Genomic DNA, 18,099 nt, shown 5'->3' on the forward strand with positions numbered 1-18,099 from the left:
GACCGGGAACCCCGGATGTCGGGCCCCCGGCGCCCGGACGCGGACGAGACGACGGGCCCGCCGAGCACCGACCCCGCGGGGCCGTCGCCGGCCACCCCCCCCCCCCCCCCCCCCCGCCCCCCCACCCCCCCCCCCCCCCCCCCCCCCCCCCCCCCCCCCCCCCGCCCTGGCCGCCCCGGCCGCCCCCCCCCGCCACCCCCCGGGGGGCCCCCGTCCGTCGAGAACACGACCGCACGCGGTCGAGGACCGAGGGGACGGCGGTCCGGTGTCCCTACAGGTCGCCGAGTTCGCGGGCGTACGGCGGTTCGGCTCCGGCGCGGGAGCAGGTGACGGCCGCCGCGCGGGCCGCGAAGCGCAGAAGCCCGGTCCAGCCCCGGGGGCCCAGCTCCGCCAGCGCGGTCGGGGACAGGGCGTCCCGGACGGAAAGGCCGTGCAGCAGTGCCGCGTTCACGGTGTCACCGGCGCCGATGGTGTCCACCACGTCCACCGGTTCGCCGGGCACGGAATGCACCGCGCCGTCCCGGGTGAACGCGGTCAGACCGTCACCGCCCTGGGTGATCACCACCGCCGAGAGACCGGCGGCCAGCCACTCGCGCGGGGTGCCGCCGAGCCACCGGGCGTCCTCCTCGGACAGCTTGAGCAGCGACACCGACGGCAGCCAGCTCTTGAACCGGGCCCGGTAGGCGTCCGGGTCGGGGATCAGACCGGCGCGGATGTTCGGGTCGAGGGCCGTGAAGACGCCCTGCGCTGCGGCGGTCCGCATCAGCTCCTCGTACGCGCTCGCGCCCGGTTCCAGGACGAGTGAACAGGTCCCGAAGGACACCGCCCTTGCCCCGACGGGGAGTCGGCCCGGGGCGGTGAAGAGACGGTCCGCCGTGCCCTCGACGTAGAAGGAGTAGGCGGCCGAGCCGTCCGCCCCGATCGTGGCGACGGCCAGCGTCGTCGGTTCACCCCCACGCTGTACGGACGACACGTCGACGCCGGCGTCCACGAGTCCGTCGAGGAGGGCCTCGCCGAACGCGTCGCGGGAGACGCGGGAGCAGAAGGCGGTGGCCGAGCCGAGACGGCCGAGCGCCACCGCCGTGTTGTAAGGGCCGCCGCCCAGGCGAGGCAGCAGTTCCGCCAGGGCGCCGGAGTCCTGCGGCACCAGATCGATCAGAGCCTCACCGGCGACGACGATCACGACTCGGGTCCTTTCCTCGGTATCCCGGTCCCGGGACTCCCGGTGTGTGAGACGCCTTCGGGGCAGCCGCACGAGGTGCGGTGGACGAAGGCGGAGGGAAGCCGGACGGTGCGGCGCTCCAGGTGCGGGGACGCCAGCCGTTCCAGGAGCAGCCGGACGGCCGTGGCTCCGATCTCCTTGCTCGGCTGGGCGATCACGGTGAGCCGTGGTGTGAACAGATCCGCCCAGGAGAAGTCGTCGAAGCAGCACAGCGCCAGGTCCCCGGGCACGGACAGACCCCGGTCGCGCAGGGCCCGGAGCGCACCGACCGTCATGGCGTTGTCGGCGGTGACGAGCGCGCCCGGCGGCGCCCCGAGCGACAACAGCCGGTGGGTGGCCTCCTCGGCCGCCTCCGTCCGGGAGTCGCCGTGCGCCACGAGCCGTTCGTCGTAGGGGAGCCCGGCCCGCGCGAGGCCGTGCCGGTAGCCGGTGATCCGTTCCGCCGTGGTGCTGAGTCCGGGCAGGCCCGCGACCAGCCCGATACGCCGGTGCCCTCGCTCGGCCAGGTGGGTCACCAGGCTCGCCATGGGCGCGGTGTTCTCGGAGCAGACCTGGTCGTAGTGGAAGCCGCTTCCGGCGGCGGCGTCCACGAGCCGGTCCAGGAAGACGGTGGGTACGTCGTGTTGCCCGAGGTAGCGCAGGAGCGCGTCGGGAGCCGCAGACGGCGCGATGATCATTCCGTCCACGCGACGTTCGTGCAGCAGCCGGACGGCTTTGCGCTCGTGCCCGGGGTCGTCGTGCGGATCGGCGATCAGCAGGCCGTAGCCGTGCTCCAGGGCCCCGGCCTCGACGCCCTGGAGGATCTCCGTGAAGTAGGGGTTGCTGATCGCCGACACCGCGAGGCCGATGGACCGCGTACGGGAGGTGACGAGCGAACGGGCGAGGGTGTTGGGCGTGTAGCCCAGCTCGTCGATCGCGTCGAGAACGGCCTGGCGTGTCACGGGCAGCACCGGGCGCGTGCGGTTGAGGACGTGCGAGACGGTCGCGATGGACACGCCCGCCCGCCGGGCCACATCGGCCATCGTCGCCATGCCGCTCCTTCCCGGGTCCCGGTCGCCGACCGTGGAGGAGACCCGGTGCCGGCCGGCGGACGGAACCTGGACGCCGGTCCGCGAACCGAACCTTGACGCCGCTCCCCGGACGGACCCGGTCGCTCGCGGGTGAACGTATCTCATCCGGCTCACTCGCGTAAACGCTTACGCATACGTTTGCGCAAGCGTTTACGTCCGGAGCCGCACGGACCCACCCCGCGACGAGCGGGACGATCTGTGCCGGTACGGTCGGTACGCGGTCTCCTTGCCGTGTTCAGCCCCGTCGCCGTCGGCGGAGTGTCCGCCGACGCCCTGACCAGTGGAGATGCCATGTCCGGCCGTCCGTCCGCGAGCCGTCGTACCGTCCTGCGGGGAGCGGCGCTCACCCCGGTCGCCGGGCTCGGCCTCGCCGCGTGCTCCGGCGGCGGCGGTGGAGGCGGGACCCCCGCCACGCCGACCGCTCCCGTCGTCCTCGGCTCGGGGGGCGAGGTCTCCAAGGGGGGTGCTCAGCTCTACGAGGACCACAACGTCGTGGTCAGCCGGGCCGAGGACGGTTCGCTCAAGGCGTTCAGTTCGATCTGCACCCACGCGGGGTGCGCCATCAACAAGCTGCAGGGCACGACCCTCGTGTGCCCGTGTCACGGCAGCGAGTTCGACGCCGGGACCGGCAAGGTGCTGCGGGCACCGGCCACCGTGCCGCTCCACGAGCTGTCCGTCGAGGAGGAGAACGGGAACATCGTCGCGGGGCCGGGCGCCTGATCCCGGGTGCGGTCACCGGCCCGGCCGGTCCGCACCCGGGCGGGCGGTCACTCCCAGTCCCAGCCGATCCCGACGATCCCGGACCGCACGCGCGGCTCGACCAGGTGCACCGAGCGGTGGTGACCGCTCAGCGGCAGTTCCTGCCGGCCGCTGCGGGGCGCGGCGGCCGAGTGCTGGGTGAAGCGGTGACAGCGCACCGGCAGCGCGTTCTCGGTGAAGTGCACCTGGAGCGCGTACTGTCCGCCCGCGAAACCGAAGCCCCGGACGTACTCGCTGGACGTCCCGGCCGTGCCGTCCTCGAAGGCGTAGCGGAAGAGGAACGTCTCGCCCGCCCGCAGTCGGGTGTCGAAGAGCAGTTCGGCGACGAGCACGCCGGTGTCGCGGTGCCAGCGCACCCGGCCCGTGCGGCAGTTCTCCAGGGCCCGGACCGTCGTCCGCTCCGGTGCGCATCCGGGGTCGCCGTGATGGATGGCCACATAGCGGTCCACGCCGTCCTTGTGGGCGCGCACTATGTGGTGCGACTCGCGGCCCAGCAGTTCGCGACGGGCGCCTATGCGCACCCGCTCGTGATGGCCGAGCGTGTGCAGACCGCCGTCGAGCGGGGACTCCAGTTCGGTCAGCAGCCGTTCCAGGACACCGGAGGCCTCCACGAGGGAACGGTAGGAACGCCCCGTGGGACGTTCCGGCTCCGAGCGCTCCTCGGCCTCGGCCAGCAGCCTGATCAGGGACTCGTCGGGAAGCTGGAGTATCTCCTCCAGGGCGCGGACCGCCCGCAGCGACTCGGGGCGCTGGGGACGGCGGGCGCCCTGCTGCCAGTAGCTCAGGCTCGTCACCCCGACTCTGACGCCGTATCGCGACAGATGGTGCTGCACGCGCTGCAGCGGCAGCCCGCGGGCGGTGATCGCCGCGCGCAGTGCGACGTGGAAGGGGCCGCCCCGCAGGGCCGTTTCCAGTTCCGTCGTGGCGACGTCCGCGTGCTGTGTGCGGGTCCGCATGCAGGGGCCTTTCTGTGGATGTTCACCACGGCTGGTCAGACCGTGGGAGCGGTTCATCGGCGCCGCCCGGCGGGCGCGCGGGGGCTGTACACGCGTGGGTTTCGCCGTTCACGCCCCGAGTTCCCCCGCATTGAAGCGTGTTGACCAAGTCCCGACAACACCTGATGCTCAACATGGCTCACCGCAGCCCCCCGGACGCGCTCCGTCCCTTTCCGGCCCTCACCGGGAGCCCGGCGCGACGCGACCCCGGTGGCCGGAAACGGCGCATCCCGGGTGCCGCGCGGAGAGCACGGGGGCGATCGTCGCGGGAGCCCTCGCCACGCTCGTCCTGAGCGTCCCGCGGGGCCCGCGCCGGCGCCGCGGCCGGCTCCGCCAGGTTTTCCACAGGCGTACAGGGAGCCGGCCGCGCTGTCGGCCCGCGCCAGTAGGGTGTGTGACATGGCCGACCCCTCCAGCTACCGCCCCAAGCCGGGACAGATCCCGGACTCTCCCGGGGTGTACAAATTCCGCGACGAGCACCGCCGGGTGATCTACGTCGGAAAGGCGAAGAGCCTGCGTCAGCGCCTGGCGAGCTACTTCCAGGACCTGGCGAATCTCCACCCGCGCACCCGCACGATGGTCACCACGGCCGCGTCGGTGGAGTGGACGGTCGTGTCCACGGAGGTCGAGGCCCTCCAGCTGGAGTACTCCTGGATCAAGGAGTACGACCCCCGGTTCAACGTCAAGTACCGCGACGACAAGAGCTACCCCTACCTCGCCGTGACGATGAACGAGGAGTTCCCGCGCGTGCAGGTGATGCGCGGCCACAAGAAGAAGGGCGTGCGCTACTTCGGTCCCTACGGGCACGCGTGGGCCATCCGCGACACCGTCGACCTGCTGCTGCGCGTCTTCCCGGTCCGCACCTGCTCCGCCGGTGTCTTCAAGAACGCCTCCCGCACCGGCCGGCCCTGTCTCCTCGGTTACATCGGCAAGTGCTCCGCCCCCTGCGTCGACCGGGTCTCGCCCGAGGAGCACCGCGGGCTGGCCGAGGAGTTCTGCGACTTCATGGCGGGCCGTACGGGGACGTACATCCGCCGGCAGGAACAGCAGATGATGCAGGCCGCCGAGGAGATGGAGTACGAGCGGGCGGCCCGGCTGCGCGACGACATCGACGCCCTGAAGAAGGCCATGGAGAAGAGCGCGGTCGTCCTCGCGGACGCGACCGACGCCGACCTCATGGCCGTCGCCGAGGACGAGCTGGAAGCCGCGGTCCAGATCTTCCACGTACGCGGCGGACGCGTGCGCGGACAGCGCGGCTGGGTCACGGACAAGGTGGAGGCCGTCACCACGGGTGACCTCGTCGAGCACGCGCTCCAGCAGCTCTACGGCGAGGAGACGGGCGACTCCGTCCCCAAGGAGGTGCTCGTCCCGGCGCTGCCCGAACCGGTGGAACCCGTTCAGGAATGGCTCACCGCCCGCCGCGGATCGAACGTGTCGCTCCGCATACCGCAGCGCGGTGACAAGAAGGCGCTCATGGAGACCGTGCAGCGCAACGCGCTCCAGGCGCTCGCCCTGCACAAGACCCGGCGTGCCTCCGACCTGACCACGCGCTCGCGTGCCCTGGAGGAGATCTCCGAGGCGCTCGGCCTGGACAGCGCGCCGCTGCGGATCGAGTGCTACGACATCTCGCACCTCCAGGGCGACGACGTGGTGGCCTCGATGGTCGTCTTCGAGGACGGGCTCCAGCGCAAGAGCGAGTACCGGCGCTTCCAGATCAAGGGCTTCGCCGGCCAGGACGACGTCCGCTCCATGCACGAGGTGATCACCCGCCGCTTCAGGCGCTACCTCGTCGAGAAGGAGAAGACGGGGGAGTGGACGGACGGCGAGGACGCCGCAGCGGGAGCCCCGGAGCCGCCGGCCGGTGAGAATCCCCTCTCCGGGAGCACCTTCCCGGAGGACGACGGCCGGCCCAAGCGCTTCGCCTACCCCCCGCAGCTCGTCGTCGTCGACGGTGGCCGGCCGCAGGTCGCCGCCGCCCAGCGGGCCCTCGACGAACTCGGCATCGACGACATCGCCGTCTGCGGGCTCGCCAAGCGCCTGGAGGAGGTGTGGCTGCCCGGCGAGGACGACCCCGTGGTCCTGCCGCGCAGCAGCGAGGGACTGTATCTGCTCCAGCGGGTCCGGGACGAGGCCCACCGCTTCGCGATCACCTACCAGCGCGCCAAGCGGGCCAAACGCTTCAGGTCGGGCCCTCTGGACGACGTGCCGGGCCTGGGCGAGTCCCGCAAGCAGGCACTGATCAAGCACTTCGGCTCCGTGAAGAGGCTCCGGTCCGCGACGATCGACCAGATCTGCGAGGTCCCCGGCGTGGGGCGCAAGACGGCGGAGACCATCGCCGTGGCCCTCGCCCAGGCCGCTCCCGCGGCACCGGCCGTGAACACGGCCACCGGAGAGATCATGGAAGACGACGAAGACGCGGCGCCCGAGACGACGGCGGGCCCCGCGGAGGAGCCCGTGACCGCGGGCGCCTCGGACGAGCGACGGGGGCAGGAGACATGACCGAGAACGACGCGCGTGAAGAGGAACGTCCGGCGCAGGGCCGGGAAGCACACGGCGAGACAGGCGAGGATCACGCGGAGCGTGAAGCGCCCCAGGAAGACGGAGCACAGGTGGGTACGGGCATCGAGACAGCCGGGGCGGGAGTCTCGGACGCCGTCATTCCCGAGCTGGTGATCATCTCCGGCATGTCCGGAGCAGGCCGGTCCACGGCCGCCAAGTGTCTGGAGGACCTCGGCTGGTTCGTCGTCGACAACCTGCCGCCCGCCCTGATCCCCACCATGGTGGAGCTCGGCGCCCGCTCCCAGGGCAACGTGGCACGGATCGCCGTCGTCGTCGACGTACGCGGCCGGCGGTTCTTCGACAACCTCCGCGAGTCCCTCGCCGACCTGGAGTCCCGCAACGTCACCCGGCGGATCGTCTTCCTGGAGTCCTCCGACGAGGCCCTGGTGCGCCGCTTCGAGTCGGTGCGCCGGCCGCACCCCCTCCAGGGCGACGGCCGGATCGTGGACGGGATCGACGCCGAGCGCGAGCTGCTGCGTGAGCTGCGCGGTGACGCCGACCTGGTCATCGACACCTCCAGCCTGAACGTGCACGAGCTGCGCGCCAAGATGGACGCCCAGTTCGCGGGCGACGAGGAGCCCGAGCTGCGGGCCACCGTCATGTCCTTCGGCTTCAAGTACGGCCTGCCGGTCGACGCCGACCTGGTCGTGGACATGCGCTTCCTGCCCAACCCGCACTGGGTCCCCGAGCTGCGCCCCTTCACCGGCCTGAACGAAGAGGTCTCGGCGTACGTCTTCAACCAGCCCGGCGCCAAGGAGTTCCTCGACCGCTACTCCGAGCTGCTCCAGCTCATCGCCGCCGGTTACCGGCGCGAGGGCAAGCGCTATGTGACCATCGCGGTCGGCTGCACCGGCGGCAAGCACCGCTCGGTGGCGACCGCGGAGAAGCTCGCCGCCCGCCTCGCCTCCCAGGGCGTGGAGACCGTGCTCGTGCACCGGGACATGGGGCGCGAGTGACCGGACGTACTTCCCTGCGGCTGAGCCGGCTGCGCCGGGAGACTCCCGGGAACCGAGCCGGCCGGCCGGCCGCGGCGCGCGGTGCCAAGCCGCGCCGCCGCGGTACGCAGCCCAAGGTCGTCGCCCTCGGCGGCGGCATGGGGCTGTCCGCCTCGCTCGCCGCGCTGCGCCGGATCACCGGCGACCTCACCGCCGTCGTCACCGTGGCCGACGACGGCGGCTCCAGCGGGCGGCTGCGCGACGAGCTGGGCGTCCTGCCGCCCGGCGACCTGCGCAAGGCGCTGGCGGCGCTCTGCGGCGACGACGACTGGGGCCAGACCTGGGCCCGCGTCATCCAGCACCGCTTCCAGTCCAAGGGCGAACTGCACGAACACGCGGTCGGCAATCTGCTGATCGTCGCGCTGTGGGAGCAGCTCGGCGACCATGTCCAGGCACTCGACCTGGTCGGCAAGCTGCTCGGCGCGCACGGCCGGGTGCTGCCCATGTCCGCCGTGCCCCTGGAGCTCCAGGCGCTGGTCAAGGCACACGACCCCGACCGGCCCGACGAGATCGGCACCATCCGGGGCCAGGCGAACGTGGCGCTCACCCCCGGCGAGGTCCAGTCCGTGCACGTCGTACCGCACGATCCGCCGGCCGTGCCCGAGGCCGTGGCCGCGGTCCTCGACGCGGACTGGGTGGTGCTCGGCCCCGGCTCCTGGTTCTCGTCGGTCATTCCGCATCTTCTGGTGCCCGAGCTCCTGGACGCGCTGAGCCAGACCCGGGCGCGCCGGGTACTCTCCCTGAACCTCGCACCGCAGCCCGGAGAAACCGAAGGCTTCTCCCCGCAGCGTCATTTGGAGGTTTTGGGGCGACACGCCCCTAAACTCGCCCTGGACGTGGTGCTGGCCGACGAGGCCGCCGTGCCCGACCGCGAATCTCTCGCCGACGCCGCCCAGCGGTTCGGTGCCGCGGTCGAGCTGGCGCCGGTGGCCAGGACAGACGGATCTCCGCGGCACGATCCGGAGCTGTTGGCCGCCGCGTACGACCGTATTTTTCGGATGCATGGAAGGATCGGCCCATGGCGATGACGGCAGCGGTGAAGGATGAGATCTCCCGGCTTCCCGTCACCCGGACCTGCTGCAGGAAGGCGGAGGTCTCCGCCGTCCTGCGGTTCGCCGGCGGCCTTCACCTGGTGAGCGGCCGGATCGTGATCGAGGCGGAGCTGGACACCGCGATGGCGGCGCGCCGGCTGAAGCGGGACATCCTGGAGATCTTCGGCCACAGTTCCGAACTGATCGTGATGGCGCCCGGCGGACTGCGCCGCGGTTCGCGCTACGTGGTGCGTGTCGTCGCGGGCGGTGACCAGCTGGCCCGTCAGACAGGGCTCGTGGACGGGCGCGGACGCCCGATCCGCGGACTGCCGCCGCAGGTGGTCTCGGGGGCCACCTGCGATGCCGAGGCGGCCTGGCGCGGGGCCTTCCTGGCCCACGGCTCGCTCACCGAGCCCGGCCGTTCCTCGTCCCTCGAGGTGACCTGCCCGGGGCCGGAGGCCGCGCTCGCGCTGGTCGGCGCCGCCCGCAGGCTGTCGATCGCGGCGAAGGCCCGCGAGGTGCGCGGTGTGGACCGGGTGGTCGTCCGCGACGGCGACGCGATCGGCGCGCTGCTGACCCGCCTCGGCGCGCACGAGTCGGTGCTGGCCTGGGAGGAGCGGCGGATGCGCCGTGAGGTCCGCGCCACGGCGAACCGGCTCGCCAACTTCGACGACGCCAACCTGCGCCGCTCGGCGCGTGCCGCCGTCGCCGCCGGTGCCCGCGTCCAGCGTGCCCTGGAGATCCTCGCGGACGAGGTGCCGGAGCACCTGGCCGCCGCCGGACGGCTGCGCATGGAGCACAAGCAGGCCTCCCTGGAGGAGCTGGGCGCGCTCGCCGACCCGCCGCTGACCAAGGACGCCGTCGCGGGCCGTATCCGCCGGCTGCTGGCGATGGCCGACAAGCGGGCGCAGGACCTCGGGATCCCCGGGACGGAGTCGAGTCTGTCCGAGGAGATGGCGGACAACCTCGCGGGCTGACCGGGATCCGCCGGGCGGCGTGAGAGACATGAGCGAGTCCCGACACGCGCGGGCGGTGCGAAACCGCGCGATTCCCGGGACCGGGGGCGCGACGGACGCGCGGGGCCCCCGGAGCGGCGGGGGTGGCGCGAAGGAAGCACGCCGTTCCCGGACCCGCGGGGGCCGCGCGAAAGAAGCGCGCGATTCCCGCACCCGCGGGCTCCGCGTGAACGGTGCACGCGGTTCCCGCACCCGCGGGGGCCGCGTGAAAGAACGGCCGGATCGTCTGACGGAAGCTCACTGTGCCGGTGCCGAAGCCCACTTGGGAGATCGGCACCGGCTTCGTCGTCCCGCGAGGCGCCCTTGACTTGACCATGAAGTGTCATGAGCCTGGCATCCGTTCGCTGCTGTGGCGGACCAGTGCAAGGGGGACTCATGAGACGAAGAGCGAGCGCGATCCTCGCTACCGGCGCGCTCCTGCTGGGCGGTGCGGCCGTGGCGCCGGTCGCCCGGGCACAGGACGGCAGTTCACCCGAGCCCGACGCGAACGCCGTGAAGGTGTTCCGCGCGGAGGTCACAAAGCAGCAGGTACCCCTGCTGCTCGCGGCCGGCCAGGACAGTCACGAGCTCGGTGACACGACCTGGAAGAACGGCAGGAGCACGGTCGAGGTCTACGTCACCGACGAGCAGGCCGGGAAGCTGGAGAAGCAGGGCGTCGACCTCACCGAGCACACGCTCTCCGCCAAGGCGGAGAACCGGGTCGCGGACGCCGCCCAGGGGGTGTTCCGCCCGTACAGCGGGAAGGGCAACCTCCAGGAGGAGATCCTCCGGACGGGTCAGGCCAACCCCGGCCTGACCAAGGTCGTCTCCATCGGCAAGACCCTGAACGGCCAGGACATCCTCGCGGTCAAACTGACCAAGGGCGCGCGGAAGACCAAGGACGGCTCCAGGCCGTCGGTGCTCTACATGTCCAACCAGCACGCGCGCGAGTGGATCACGCCCGAGATGACGCGGCGGCTGATGCACTACTACCTGGACAACTACTCCACGGACAAGCGCGTCAAGAAGATCGTCGACTCCACCGAACTGTGGTTCGTCCTGTCGGCCAACCCCGACGGCTACGACTACACCTTCAAGGACGCCGACACCCGCCAGTGGCGCAAGAACCTGCGGGACGTGAACGGCGACGGCGTCATCGCCACCGGTGACGGCGTCGACCTCAACCGCAACTTCGCCTACAAGTGGGGCTACGACGACGAGGGTTCGTCACCCAACCCCACCAGCGAGACCTACCGCGGCGCGAGTCCCGGGTCCGAGCCCGAGACCAAGGCGCTCGACACCTTCGAGAAGCGCGTCGGCTTCACGTACGGGATCAATTACCACTCCGCCGCCGAACTGCTGCTCTACGGAGTGGGCTGGCAGGTGGCGACGCCGACGCCGGACGACGTGCTCTACAGGTCGCTCGCCGGAACCCCCGAGAACTCCGCGATCCCGGGCTACCACCCGCAGGTCTCCTCGGAGCTCTACACCACCAACGGCGAGGCCGACGGCCACGCGGGCAACGTCAACGGCACGGCGATGTTCACCCCCGAGATGTCGACCTGCCAGACCGTCTCCGACCTCTACCCGGACGACGCCTGGAACGCGGCCGACTGCGCCTCGGTCTTCACCTTCCCGGACGACGAGAAGCTGATCGAGCAGGAGTTCGAGAAGAACGTCCCGTTCGCGCTCTCCGTCGCCGAGACCGCGGCCCACCCCGACCGGCCGTCCTCCTCGGTGGGCCTCGACGCGCCCGACTTCACCCCGGCCGCCTTCACGACGTCGTACTCCCGCGGCGCCGACCAGGAAGTCTCCGTCGTCGTCCGCAAGTCCGTACGCGACAAGGAGCTCAAGTACCGCGTCGACGGCGGCCGTACGCACGAGGCGAGGCTCAGGCCCTGGCGGGGCGGCGAGACCTACGGCGGCAGGGACAACCTCTACTTCGACGAGTACCGCGCCAGGATCGAGGACGGCGCACCCGGCGACAAGGTCGAGGTCTGGTTCACCGGCGAGACCCGGAGCGGGAAGCCCACCTCCAGCACCCGCTTCACCTACACCGTGGCCGAGCGGCCGCGGGCCGACGTGCTCGTGGTCGCCGAGGAGGGCGCGGCCGCCACCCAGGCGGGGACCTACGTCGACGCGCTGAAGGCCGCCGGAAAGAAGGCCCTGGTCTGGGACGTCGCCACCCAGGGCGCCCCGGACGCGCTCGGCGTCCTCGGCCACTTCGGGACCGTCGTCCACTACACCGGCGCCCTGCGGCCCGGCAACGCCACCCAGCTCCAGCTCCGCGCCCACCTCAACGAGGGCGGCAAGCTGGTCGAGGCGGGCGAGCTCGCCGGCGGCAGCGTCGACCTCGGCGGCGGCACCCTCTCGAACGACTTCGGCCAGTACTACCTGGGCGCCTACTCGCGCACGTCCACACCCGGCGCCAAGGGCTTCACCGGCTCCGGCGAGCTCGACGGCACCACCGGAACGCTCGGCGACGCGCCCGGCAACCCGCTGAACGCGGCGGGCACCTACGGCGTCACCTCGGACTCGCTCTCCGCGGCGCAGTACCCGCAGTTCGCCTCCGCCGCGGGAGCGGGCCTCTTCGGCGGGACGGTCAACCCGTACGGGCCGTACGAGGGCTCCTACATGGCCGCCGCGGTGCACACCGACAACGCCTACAAGCGTCTGACCCGCACCATCGACCTCACCGGGGTCGCCGCCGCCGACAAGCCGACGCTGAGCTCCCGGATGCTCTGGGACACCGAGCCCGGCTACGACCACGCGGTCGTCGAGGTCCACACGACCGGGGCCGACGACTGGACCACGCTCCCCGAGGCGGGCGGTGCCACCTCGGCCGCCGTCCCGACCGAGTGCGAGGCCGGCTTCTTCGCCCGGGTACACCCCTGGATCAAGCGCTACCTGACCGTGAGCGCGGCGGGCTGCACCGCCACGGGATCCAGCGGGCAGTGGAACAGCCTCACCGGCGCGTCCAGCGGCTGGCAGCCGGTCGCCTTCGACCTGAGCGCGTACGCGGGCAGGTCCATCGAGGTGTCGGTCAGCTACATCACCGACCCGGGCTCGGGCGGCCACGGTCTCCTCGTCGACAACACCTCCCTCGTGATCGGCGGCAACGCCGTGGACACGGAGGGCTTCGAGGCGTCCCTCGGTCCCTGGAGCGTCGCGGGTCCGCCCGCGGGCAGCCCGGCCGTCCTGCGGGACTGGGCGCGTACAGGTGAACTCTTCAGGACGTACGGAGCGGTCACCACGGACGACACGGTGCTGCTGGGCTTCGGCCTGGAGCACATCGTCGCCGCGGCCGACCGCGCGGCCCTCATCGGCAAGGCGCTCTCGGCGCTGGAGAGCTGACAGTCCGTGACAATCGCATGATCGACACGGGTGATCCGTACCCTACTGACGGGTACGGATCACCCTGCCGTGTATGGCCCTACTCGATGTCACTCCGGGGCCTTCAGAGAGGTAGGGTCGGAGGCGGTCGGGGACATCCCATACAACTCGCCGACACTGAGTCGGCGTACCTAACGAGGAGATCGGTTCGTGACGATCCGCGTAGGCATCAACGGCTTTGGCCGCATCGGTCGTAACTACTTCCGCGCGCTGCTGGAGCAGGGTGCTGACATCGAGATCGTGGCTGTCAACGACCTGGGTGACACCGCGACCACCGCCCACCTGCTCAAGTACGACACCATCCTGGGCCGTCTCAAGGCCGAGGTGTCGCACACCGCCGACACGATCACCGTCGACGGTCACACGATCAAGGTCCTGTCCGAGCGCAACCCCGCGGACATCCCGTGGGGCGAGCTGGGCGTCGACATCGTCATCGAGTCGACCGGCATCTTCACGAAGAAGGCCGACGCCGAGAAGCACATCGCCGGCGGCGCCAAGAAGGTCCTCATCTCGGCTCCGGCCAAGGACGAGGACATCACCATCGTGATGGGTGTCAACCAGGACCAGTACGACCCGGCGAACCACAACATCATCTCCAACGCCTCCTGCACCACCAACTGTGTGGCGCCGATGGCCAAGGTTCTCGACGAGAACTTCGGCATCGTCAAGGGGCTGATGACGACGGTTCACGCGTACACGAACGACCAGCGCATCCTGGACTTCCCGCACTCGGACCTGCGTCGCGCCCGCGCCGCCGCCGAGAACATCATCCCGACCACGACCGGTGCCGCGAAGGCCACCGCCCTGGTCCTCCCGCAGCTCAAGGGCAAGCTGGACGGCATCGCCATGCGCGTCCCGGTCCCGACCGGCTCGGCCACCGACCTGGTCGTGACGCTCCAGCGCGAGGTCACCAAGGACGAGGTCAACGCCGCGTTCAAGAAGGCCTCCGAGGACGGCGACCTCAAGGGCTTCCTGGCGTACACCGAGGACCCGATCGTCTCCTCGGACATCGTCAGCGACCCGGCCTCCTGCACCTTCGACTCCTCCCTGACCATGGTCCAGGAGGGCAACACGGTGAAGATCCTCGGCTGGTACGACAACGAGTGGGGCTACTCCAACCGCCTCGTCGACCTCACGGTCTTCGTCGGCGGCCAGCTCTAGTCTCCAGAGCAGGCACCTCGATGTGAGCCAGGGCTCGGGAAGCGCGACGCCGCGCTGTCCGGGCCCTGCGCCACGTAGTGACCGATCGCCCGGATCGGTCACCTCTCGCGGATCTGAAGAGCCTTCCCCAGGAGTCCCTTTCATGAAGACGATCGACGAGCTTCTCGCCGAAGGAGTGGCCGGCAAGCGGGTATTCGTCCGCGCCGACCTCAACGTGCCGCTGGCGAACGGCCTCATCACCGACGACGGCCGCATCCGCGCCGTCCTGCCCACCGTCAAGGCGCTGGCCGACGCGGGCGCCAAGGTCATCGTCGCCTCGCACCTGGGCCGCCCCAAGGGTGCCCCGGACCCGGCGTTCTCCCTCCTCCAGCCCGCCGAGCGACTCGGTGAACTGCTCGGCGCGCCCGTGGCGTTCGCGCAGGACACGGTCGGCCCCGCCGCCCACGAAGCGGTGGACGGCCTGGAGCCCGGCCAGGTGGCGGTCATCGAGAACCTCCGCTTCAACGCGGGCGAGACGTCCAAGGACGACGCCGAGCGCGGCGAGTTCGCCGACCGGCTCGCCGCCCTGGCCGACGTCTACGTGGGCGACGGCTTCGGCGCGGTGCACCGTAAGCACGCCTCCGTGTACGACCTCCCGGCCCGGCTGCCGCACTACGCCGGCTACCTCATCGCCACCGAGGTCGGCGTCCTGAAGAAGCTCACCGAGGACGTCAAGCGGCCCTACGTCGTCGCGCTCGGCGGCTCCAAGGTCTCCGACAAGCTCGCCGTCATCGACCAGCTGCTCGGCAAGGCCGACCGCATCCTGATCGGCGGCGGCATGGCCTTCACCTTCCTCAAGGCCAAGGGCTACGAGGTCGGCACCTCCCTGCTGCAGGAGGACCAGATCCCGGCCGTCACCGAGTACATGGAGCGCGCCGAGAAGCTGGGCGTCGAGCTGGTGCTCCCGGTCGACGTCGTGGTCTCCCCCGGATTCCCGGACCTGAAGGCCAAGGCGCCCACCGAGCACTCCGCCGTCGACGCGGACAAGATGCCGGAGGGGCAGCTCGGCCTGGACATCGGCCCGAAGACCGGTGCCCTCTACGCAGCCAAGCTCGCCGACGCCGAGACCGTGTTCTGGAACGGTCCCATGGGCGTCTTCGAACACCCCGACTACGCCGAGGGCACCAAGGCGGTCGCCCAGGCCCTGGTCGACTCCGAGGGCTTCAGCGTCGTCGGCGGCGGAGACTCCGCCGCCGCGGTGCGCACCCTCGGTTTCGACGAGAACGCATTCGGCCACATCTCGACCGGTGGCGGCGCCTCCCTCGAATACCTCGAGGGCAAGACGCTCCCCGGCCTCGCCGCACTGGAGGACTGACCTAGATGAGCACGCGCACGCCGCTGATGGCGGGCAACTGGAAGATGAACCTCAACCACCTCGAGGCCATCGCGCACGTCCAGAAGCTCGCCTTCGCCCTGGCCGACAAGGACTACGACGCCTGCGAGGTCGCCGTCCTGCCGCCCTTCACCGACCTGCGCTCCGTGCAGACCCTGGTCGACGGCGACAAGCTCAAGATCAAGTACGGGGCCCAGGACATCTCCGCGCAGGACTCCGGCGCCTACACCGGGGAGATCTCCGGTTCGATGCTGGCCAAGCTCAAGTGCACGTACGTGGCCGTCGGCCACTCCGAGCGCCGCCAGTACCACGACGAGACCGACGAGATCGTGAACGCCAAGGTCAAGGCCGCCTACAAGCACGGCCTGACCCCGATCCTGTGCGTGGGCGAGGAACTGGACGTCCGCGAGGCGGGCAACCACGTCTCCCACACCCTCGCCCAGGTCGAGGGCGGTCTGAAGGACCTCCCCGCCGAGCAGGCCGAGTCCGTCGTGATCGCGTACGAGCCCGTCTGGGCCATCGGCACCGGCAAGGTCTGCGGCGCCGACGACGCGCAGGAGGTCTGCGCCGCGATCCGCGCCAAGCTCGCCGAGCTGTACTCCCAGGAGCTGGCCGACAAGGTCCGCATCCAGTACGGCGGCTCGGTGAAGTCCGGCAACGTCGCCGAGATCATGGCGAAGCCCGACATCGACGGCGCTCTGGTCGGCGGCGCGTCGCTGGACGCCGACGAGTTCGTCAAGATCGTCCGGTTCCGCGACCAGTAAGTATGCGGTAGCGGCGATTCGTCGTACCCTTGCGGGGGTCTGGTGCCGTTGCACCGGGCCCCCGTCGTCCATCCAGTTCCGAGGAAGTTGGTCCAGCCGTGGTTTTGGGGTTCTCGATCGCCCTGATCGTCTTCAGCCTGCTGCTGATGCTGCTGGTGCTGATGCACAAGGGAAAGGGCGGCGGCCTGTCCGACATGTTCGGTGGCGGCATGCAGTCGTCCGTCGGCGGCTCCTCGGTCGCCGAGCGCAACCTCGACCGCATCACCCTGATGGTCGGTCTGCTCTGGTTCGCGTGCATTGTCGTGCTCGGCGTCCTGATGAAGATCAACAACTGATCGACGGCCGCATCGGCAGAACAGCACAACTGCACATCACGCAAGCACATTCCGTACGTAAGGCCCCATGTCCGGTACGCGCCTCCAAGCGCCGCCTATCATGGGGCTTGCGTCTAGGGGTGGGGATGTAACTCCAATCACTGGACGTGCGTTGGGCCTTACGTAGACTGAGGCGCTCGCAACGAAGCGAAACGCCGACTCGCTTCGCGGCACCATCACGCAGGGAGTTACACCGTGGCAAGTGGCAACGCGATCCGAGGAAGCCGGGTCGGGGCGGGGCCGATGGGCGAGGCCGAGCGCGGCGAGTCCGCGCCGCGGCTGCGCATCTCCTTCTGGTGCTCCAACGGGCACGAGACGCAGCCCAGCTTCGCCAGCGACGCGCAGGTTCCCGACACCTGGGACTGTCCGCGCTGCGGCTTCCCCGCCGGACAGGACCGGGACAACCCGCCGGATCCGCCGCGCACCGAGCCCTACAAGACGCATCTCGCGTACGTGCGGGAGCGGCGCAGCGACGCGGACGGCGAGGCGATCCTTGCCGAGGCGCTCGCCAAACTGCGGGGCGAGATCTAGGAGTTGAGAGCCGGCCGGGCGTCCCATGGATGTCTGGCCGGAACCGTTTCACGGTGACTTCGCGGCCGCGTTCCGGCCCGTCACCGGGTCCGCCGTGCCCGGATGCCCGCACCACGGCCCTGTCGCACCATCAGGACGCCCGCCGCGCGGGGCCGGCTCGTCCGCCGCGCGTCACGTCCCTCGTACCGCGCCCGCGTCCTCGTACCGTGGCGATCCGCCGTGTCCCGGTGCAGCGCTCTGAGTGCAGCGCAGCGCAGTGCAGCGCAGTGCAGCGCAGTGCAGTGCAGCGCCCTGCCGTGACGGGTGGAGCGGTGGCCGGGTCACGCCGATGCAGCAGTGCGGGCCGGAAATCCAGCAGGGTGTGTCGGCCCGGCGTTCCCTGCCGCCCCGCCCCCCCCGCATCCCTCTCGCCGTCATCCCGCTGACACCTGGGGGCCGACGGGACGTATCTGTTGTTGAGCCGGTGGACGCACTACGACAGCTCGTGTCCAGCCCTGATCAATTAGGTTGGGACCGGCAGCGGGGCAAGGTACGCAGCAGCACAGGCAGGAAAGAAGGCGGAAGTCCGAGATGAACGCAGGAAGCCGTACCAGGCTCAACCAGACACCCGAGTGGACCGCTCTGGCCAAGCACCGCGAGGAGCTCGCCGGCACCCATCTGCGCGACCTGTTCGCGGCCGACCCCGGACGCGGCTCCGGCTACTCGCTCCAGGTCGGCGATCTGCACGTCGACTACTCCAAGCAGCTGGTCACCGACGAGACGCTCCGACTGCTGCGTGAGCTGGCCGTCGCCACGGACGTGTTCGGGCTGCGGGACGCGATGTTCCGGGGCGAGAGGATCAACACGACCGAGGACCGGGCGGTGCTGCACACCGCGCT

Annotated in this window: 14 protein-coding genes and 1 pseudogene; 12 read left to right on the forward strand and 3 right to left on the reverse strand. The window is 70.9% G+C overall.

Annotation, left to right across the window (positions count from 1 at the left end; translation table 11 throughout):
* Positions 1-271: 271 nt before the first annotated feature.
* Complete coding sequence (locus ACFYW9_RS40605; protein WP_389160111.1) at positions 272-1,183, reverse strand: carbohydrate kinase; 912 nt, start codon at positions 1,181-1,183, stop codon at positions 272-274.
* Positions 1,180-2,253 (reverse strand): LacI family DNA-binding transcriptional regulator, encoded by a 1,074-nt coding sequence (locus ACFYW9_RS40610; protein WP_389160113.1) that lies wholly within the window; start codon positions 2,251-2,253, stop codon positions 1,180-1,182. Before ACFYW9_RS40610 ends, ACFYW9_RS40605 begins: the two co-directional genes overlap by 4 nt.
* A 330-nt stretch (positions 2,254-2,583) precedes the next feature.
* Between ACFYW9_RS40610 and ACFYW9_RS40615 the strand changes: the two genes are divergently transcribed.
* Positions 2,584-3,012, forward strand: a complete 429-nt coding sequence (locus ACFYW9_RS40615) for a Rieske (2Fe-2S) protein (RefSeq protein WP_389160115.1) — start codon at positions 2,584-2,586, stop codon at positions 3,010-3,012.
* 47 nt (positions 3,013-3,059) lie between these two features.
* Here the strand turns inward: ACFYW9_RS40615 and ACFYW9_RS40620 are convergent, their stop codons facing one another.
* Positions 3,060-4,007 (reverse strand): hypothetical protein, encoded by a 948-nt coding sequence (locus ACFYW9_RS40620; RefSeq protein ID WP_351872931.1) that lies wholly within the window; start codon positions 4,005-4,007, stop codon positions 3,060-3,062.
* Positions 4,008-4,445: 438 nt separating this feature from the next.
* Between ACFYW9_RS40620 and uvrC the strand changes: the two genes are divergently transcribed.
* The 11 genes and pseudogenes from uvrC to ACFYW9_RS40675 form a co-directional block, all read left to right on the forward strand.
* Positions 4,446-6,545, forward strand: coding sequence for an excinuclease ABC subunit UvrC (gene uvrC, locus ACFYW9_RS40625; RefSeq protein WP_389160117.1), 2,100 nt, complete (start codon positions 4,446-4,448; stop codon positions 6,543-6,545).
* Complete coding sequence (gene rapZ / locus ACFYW9_RS40630) at positions 6,542-7,561, forward strand: RNase adapter RapZ (RefSeq protein ID WP_351872926.1); 1,020 nt, start codon at positions 6,542-6,544, stop codon at positions 7,559-7,561. The genes uvrC and rapZ overlap by 4 nt, the downstream gene beginning before the upstream one ends.
* Complete coding sequence (yvcK, locus tag ACFYW9_RS40635; protein WP_389160120.1) at positions 7,558-8,628, forward strand: uridine diphosphate-N-acetylglucosamine-binding protein YvcK; 1,071 nt, start codon at positions 7,558-7,560, stop codon at positions 8,626-8,628. The genes rapZ and yvcK overlap by 4 nt, the downstream gene beginning before the upstream one ends.
* Positions 8,619-9,608, forward strand: coding sequence for a DNA-binding protein WhiA (gene whiA / locus ACFYW9_RS40640; protein ID WP_328453718.1), 990 nt, complete (start codon positions 8,619-8,621; stop codon positions 9,606-9,608). Before yvcK ends, whiA begins: the two co-directional genes overlap by 10 nt.
* 414 nt (positions 9,609-10,022) lie before the next feature.
* A complete protein-coding gene (locus tag ACFYW9_RS40645; protein ID WP_389160122.1) occupies positions 10,023-12,980 on the forward strand; it encodes a M14 family zinc carboxypeptidase in 2,958 nt (985 codons plus the stop codon).
* 189 nt (positions 12,981-13,169) lie between these two features.
* The gene (gap, locus tag ACFYW9_RS40650; protein ID WP_328668454.1) at positions 13,170-14,180 is read left to right on the forward strand and encodes a type I glyceraldehyde-3-phosphate dehydrogenase; all 1,011 of its coding nucleotides are present in this window, start codon (positions 13,170-13,172) and stop codon (positions 14,178-14,180) included.
* Positions 14,181-14,322: 142 nt separating this feature from the next.
* Positions 14,323-15,534 carry a phosphoglycerate kinase gene (locus ACFYW9_RS40655; protein ID WP_389160124.1) on the forward strand — a complete coding sequence of 404 codons (1,212 nt, stop codon included), beginning with the start codon at positions 14,323-14,325 and terminating at the stop codon, positions 15,532-15,534.
* A gap of 5 nt (positions 15,535-15,539) precedes the next feature.
* Positions 15,540-16,316, forward strand: coding sequence for a triose-phosphate isomerase (gene tpiA / locus ACFYW9_RS40660; protein WP_389160126.1), 777 nt, complete (start codon positions 15,540-15,542; stop codon positions 16,314-16,316).
* Positions 16,317-16,420: 104 nt separating this feature from the next.
* Entirely contained in the window at positions 16,421-16,651 is a 231-nt protein-coding gene (gene secG / locus ACFYW9_RS40665) for a preprotein translocase subunit SecG (protein WP_351873059.1), read from the forward strand.
* A gap of 282 nt (positions 16,652-16,933) precedes the next feature.
* A complete protein-coding gene (locus ACFYW9_RS40670) occupies positions 16,934-17,221 on the forward strand; it encodes an RNA polymerase-binding protein RbpA (protein ID WP_004002138.1) in 288 nt (95 codons plus the stop codon).
* Between the two features lie 570 nt (positions 17,222-17,791).
* Positions 17,792-18,099: pseudogene (locus ACFYW9_RS40675) on the forward strand (glucose-6-phosphate isomerase); the annotation flags it as partial.

The sequence above is a fragment of the Streptomyces sp. NPDC002698 genome, assembly GCF_042888945.1.
Taxonomy (GTDB): domain Bacteria; phylum Actinomycetota; class Actinomycetes; order Streptomycetales; family Streptomycetaceae; genus Streptomyces.

Bases quoted from the DNA above. Each gene is read 5' to 3' on its own strand.
- ACFYW9_RS40610 (WP_389160113.1), bottom strand. From the start codon at position 2,253: ATGGCGACGATGGCCGATGTGGCCCGGCGGGCGGGCGTGTCCATCGCG.
- ACFYW9_RS40615 (WP_389160115.1), top strand. From the start codon at position 2,584: ATGTCCGGCCGTCCGTCCGCGAGCCGTCGTACCGTCCTGCGGGGAGCG.
- ACFYW9_RS40620 (WP_351872931.1), bottom strand. From the start codon at position 4,007: ATGCGGACCCGCACACAGCACGCGGACGTCGCCACGACGGAACTGGAA.
- uvrC (WP_389160117.1), top strand. From the start codon at position 4,446: ATGGCCGACCCCTCCAGCTACCGCCCCAAGCCGGGACAGATCCCGGAC.
- rapZ (WP_351872926.1), top strand. From the start codon at position 6,542: ATGACCGAGAACGACGCGCGTGAAGAGGAACGTCCGGCGCAGGGCCGG.
- whiA (WP_328453718.1), top strand. From the start codon at position 8,619: ATGGCGATGACGGCAGCGGTGAAGGATGAGATCTCCCGGCTTCCCGTC.
- ACFYW9_RS40645 (WP_389160122.1), top strand. From the start codon at position 10,023: ATGAGACGAAGAGCGAGCGCGATCCTCGCTACCGGCGCGCTCCTGCTG.
- ACFYW9_RS40655 (WP_389160124.1), top strand. From the start codon at position 14,323: ATGAAGACGATCGACGAGCTTCTCGCCGAAGGAGTGGCCGGCAAGCGG.
- tpiA (WP_389160126.1), top strand. From the start codon at position 15,540: ATGAGCACGCGCACGCCGCTGATGGCGGGCAACTGGAAGATGAACCTC.
- ACFYW9_RS40670 (WP_004002138.1), top strand. From the start codon at position 16,934: ATGGGCGAGGCCGAGCGCGGCGAGTCCGCGCCGCGGCTGCGCATCTCC.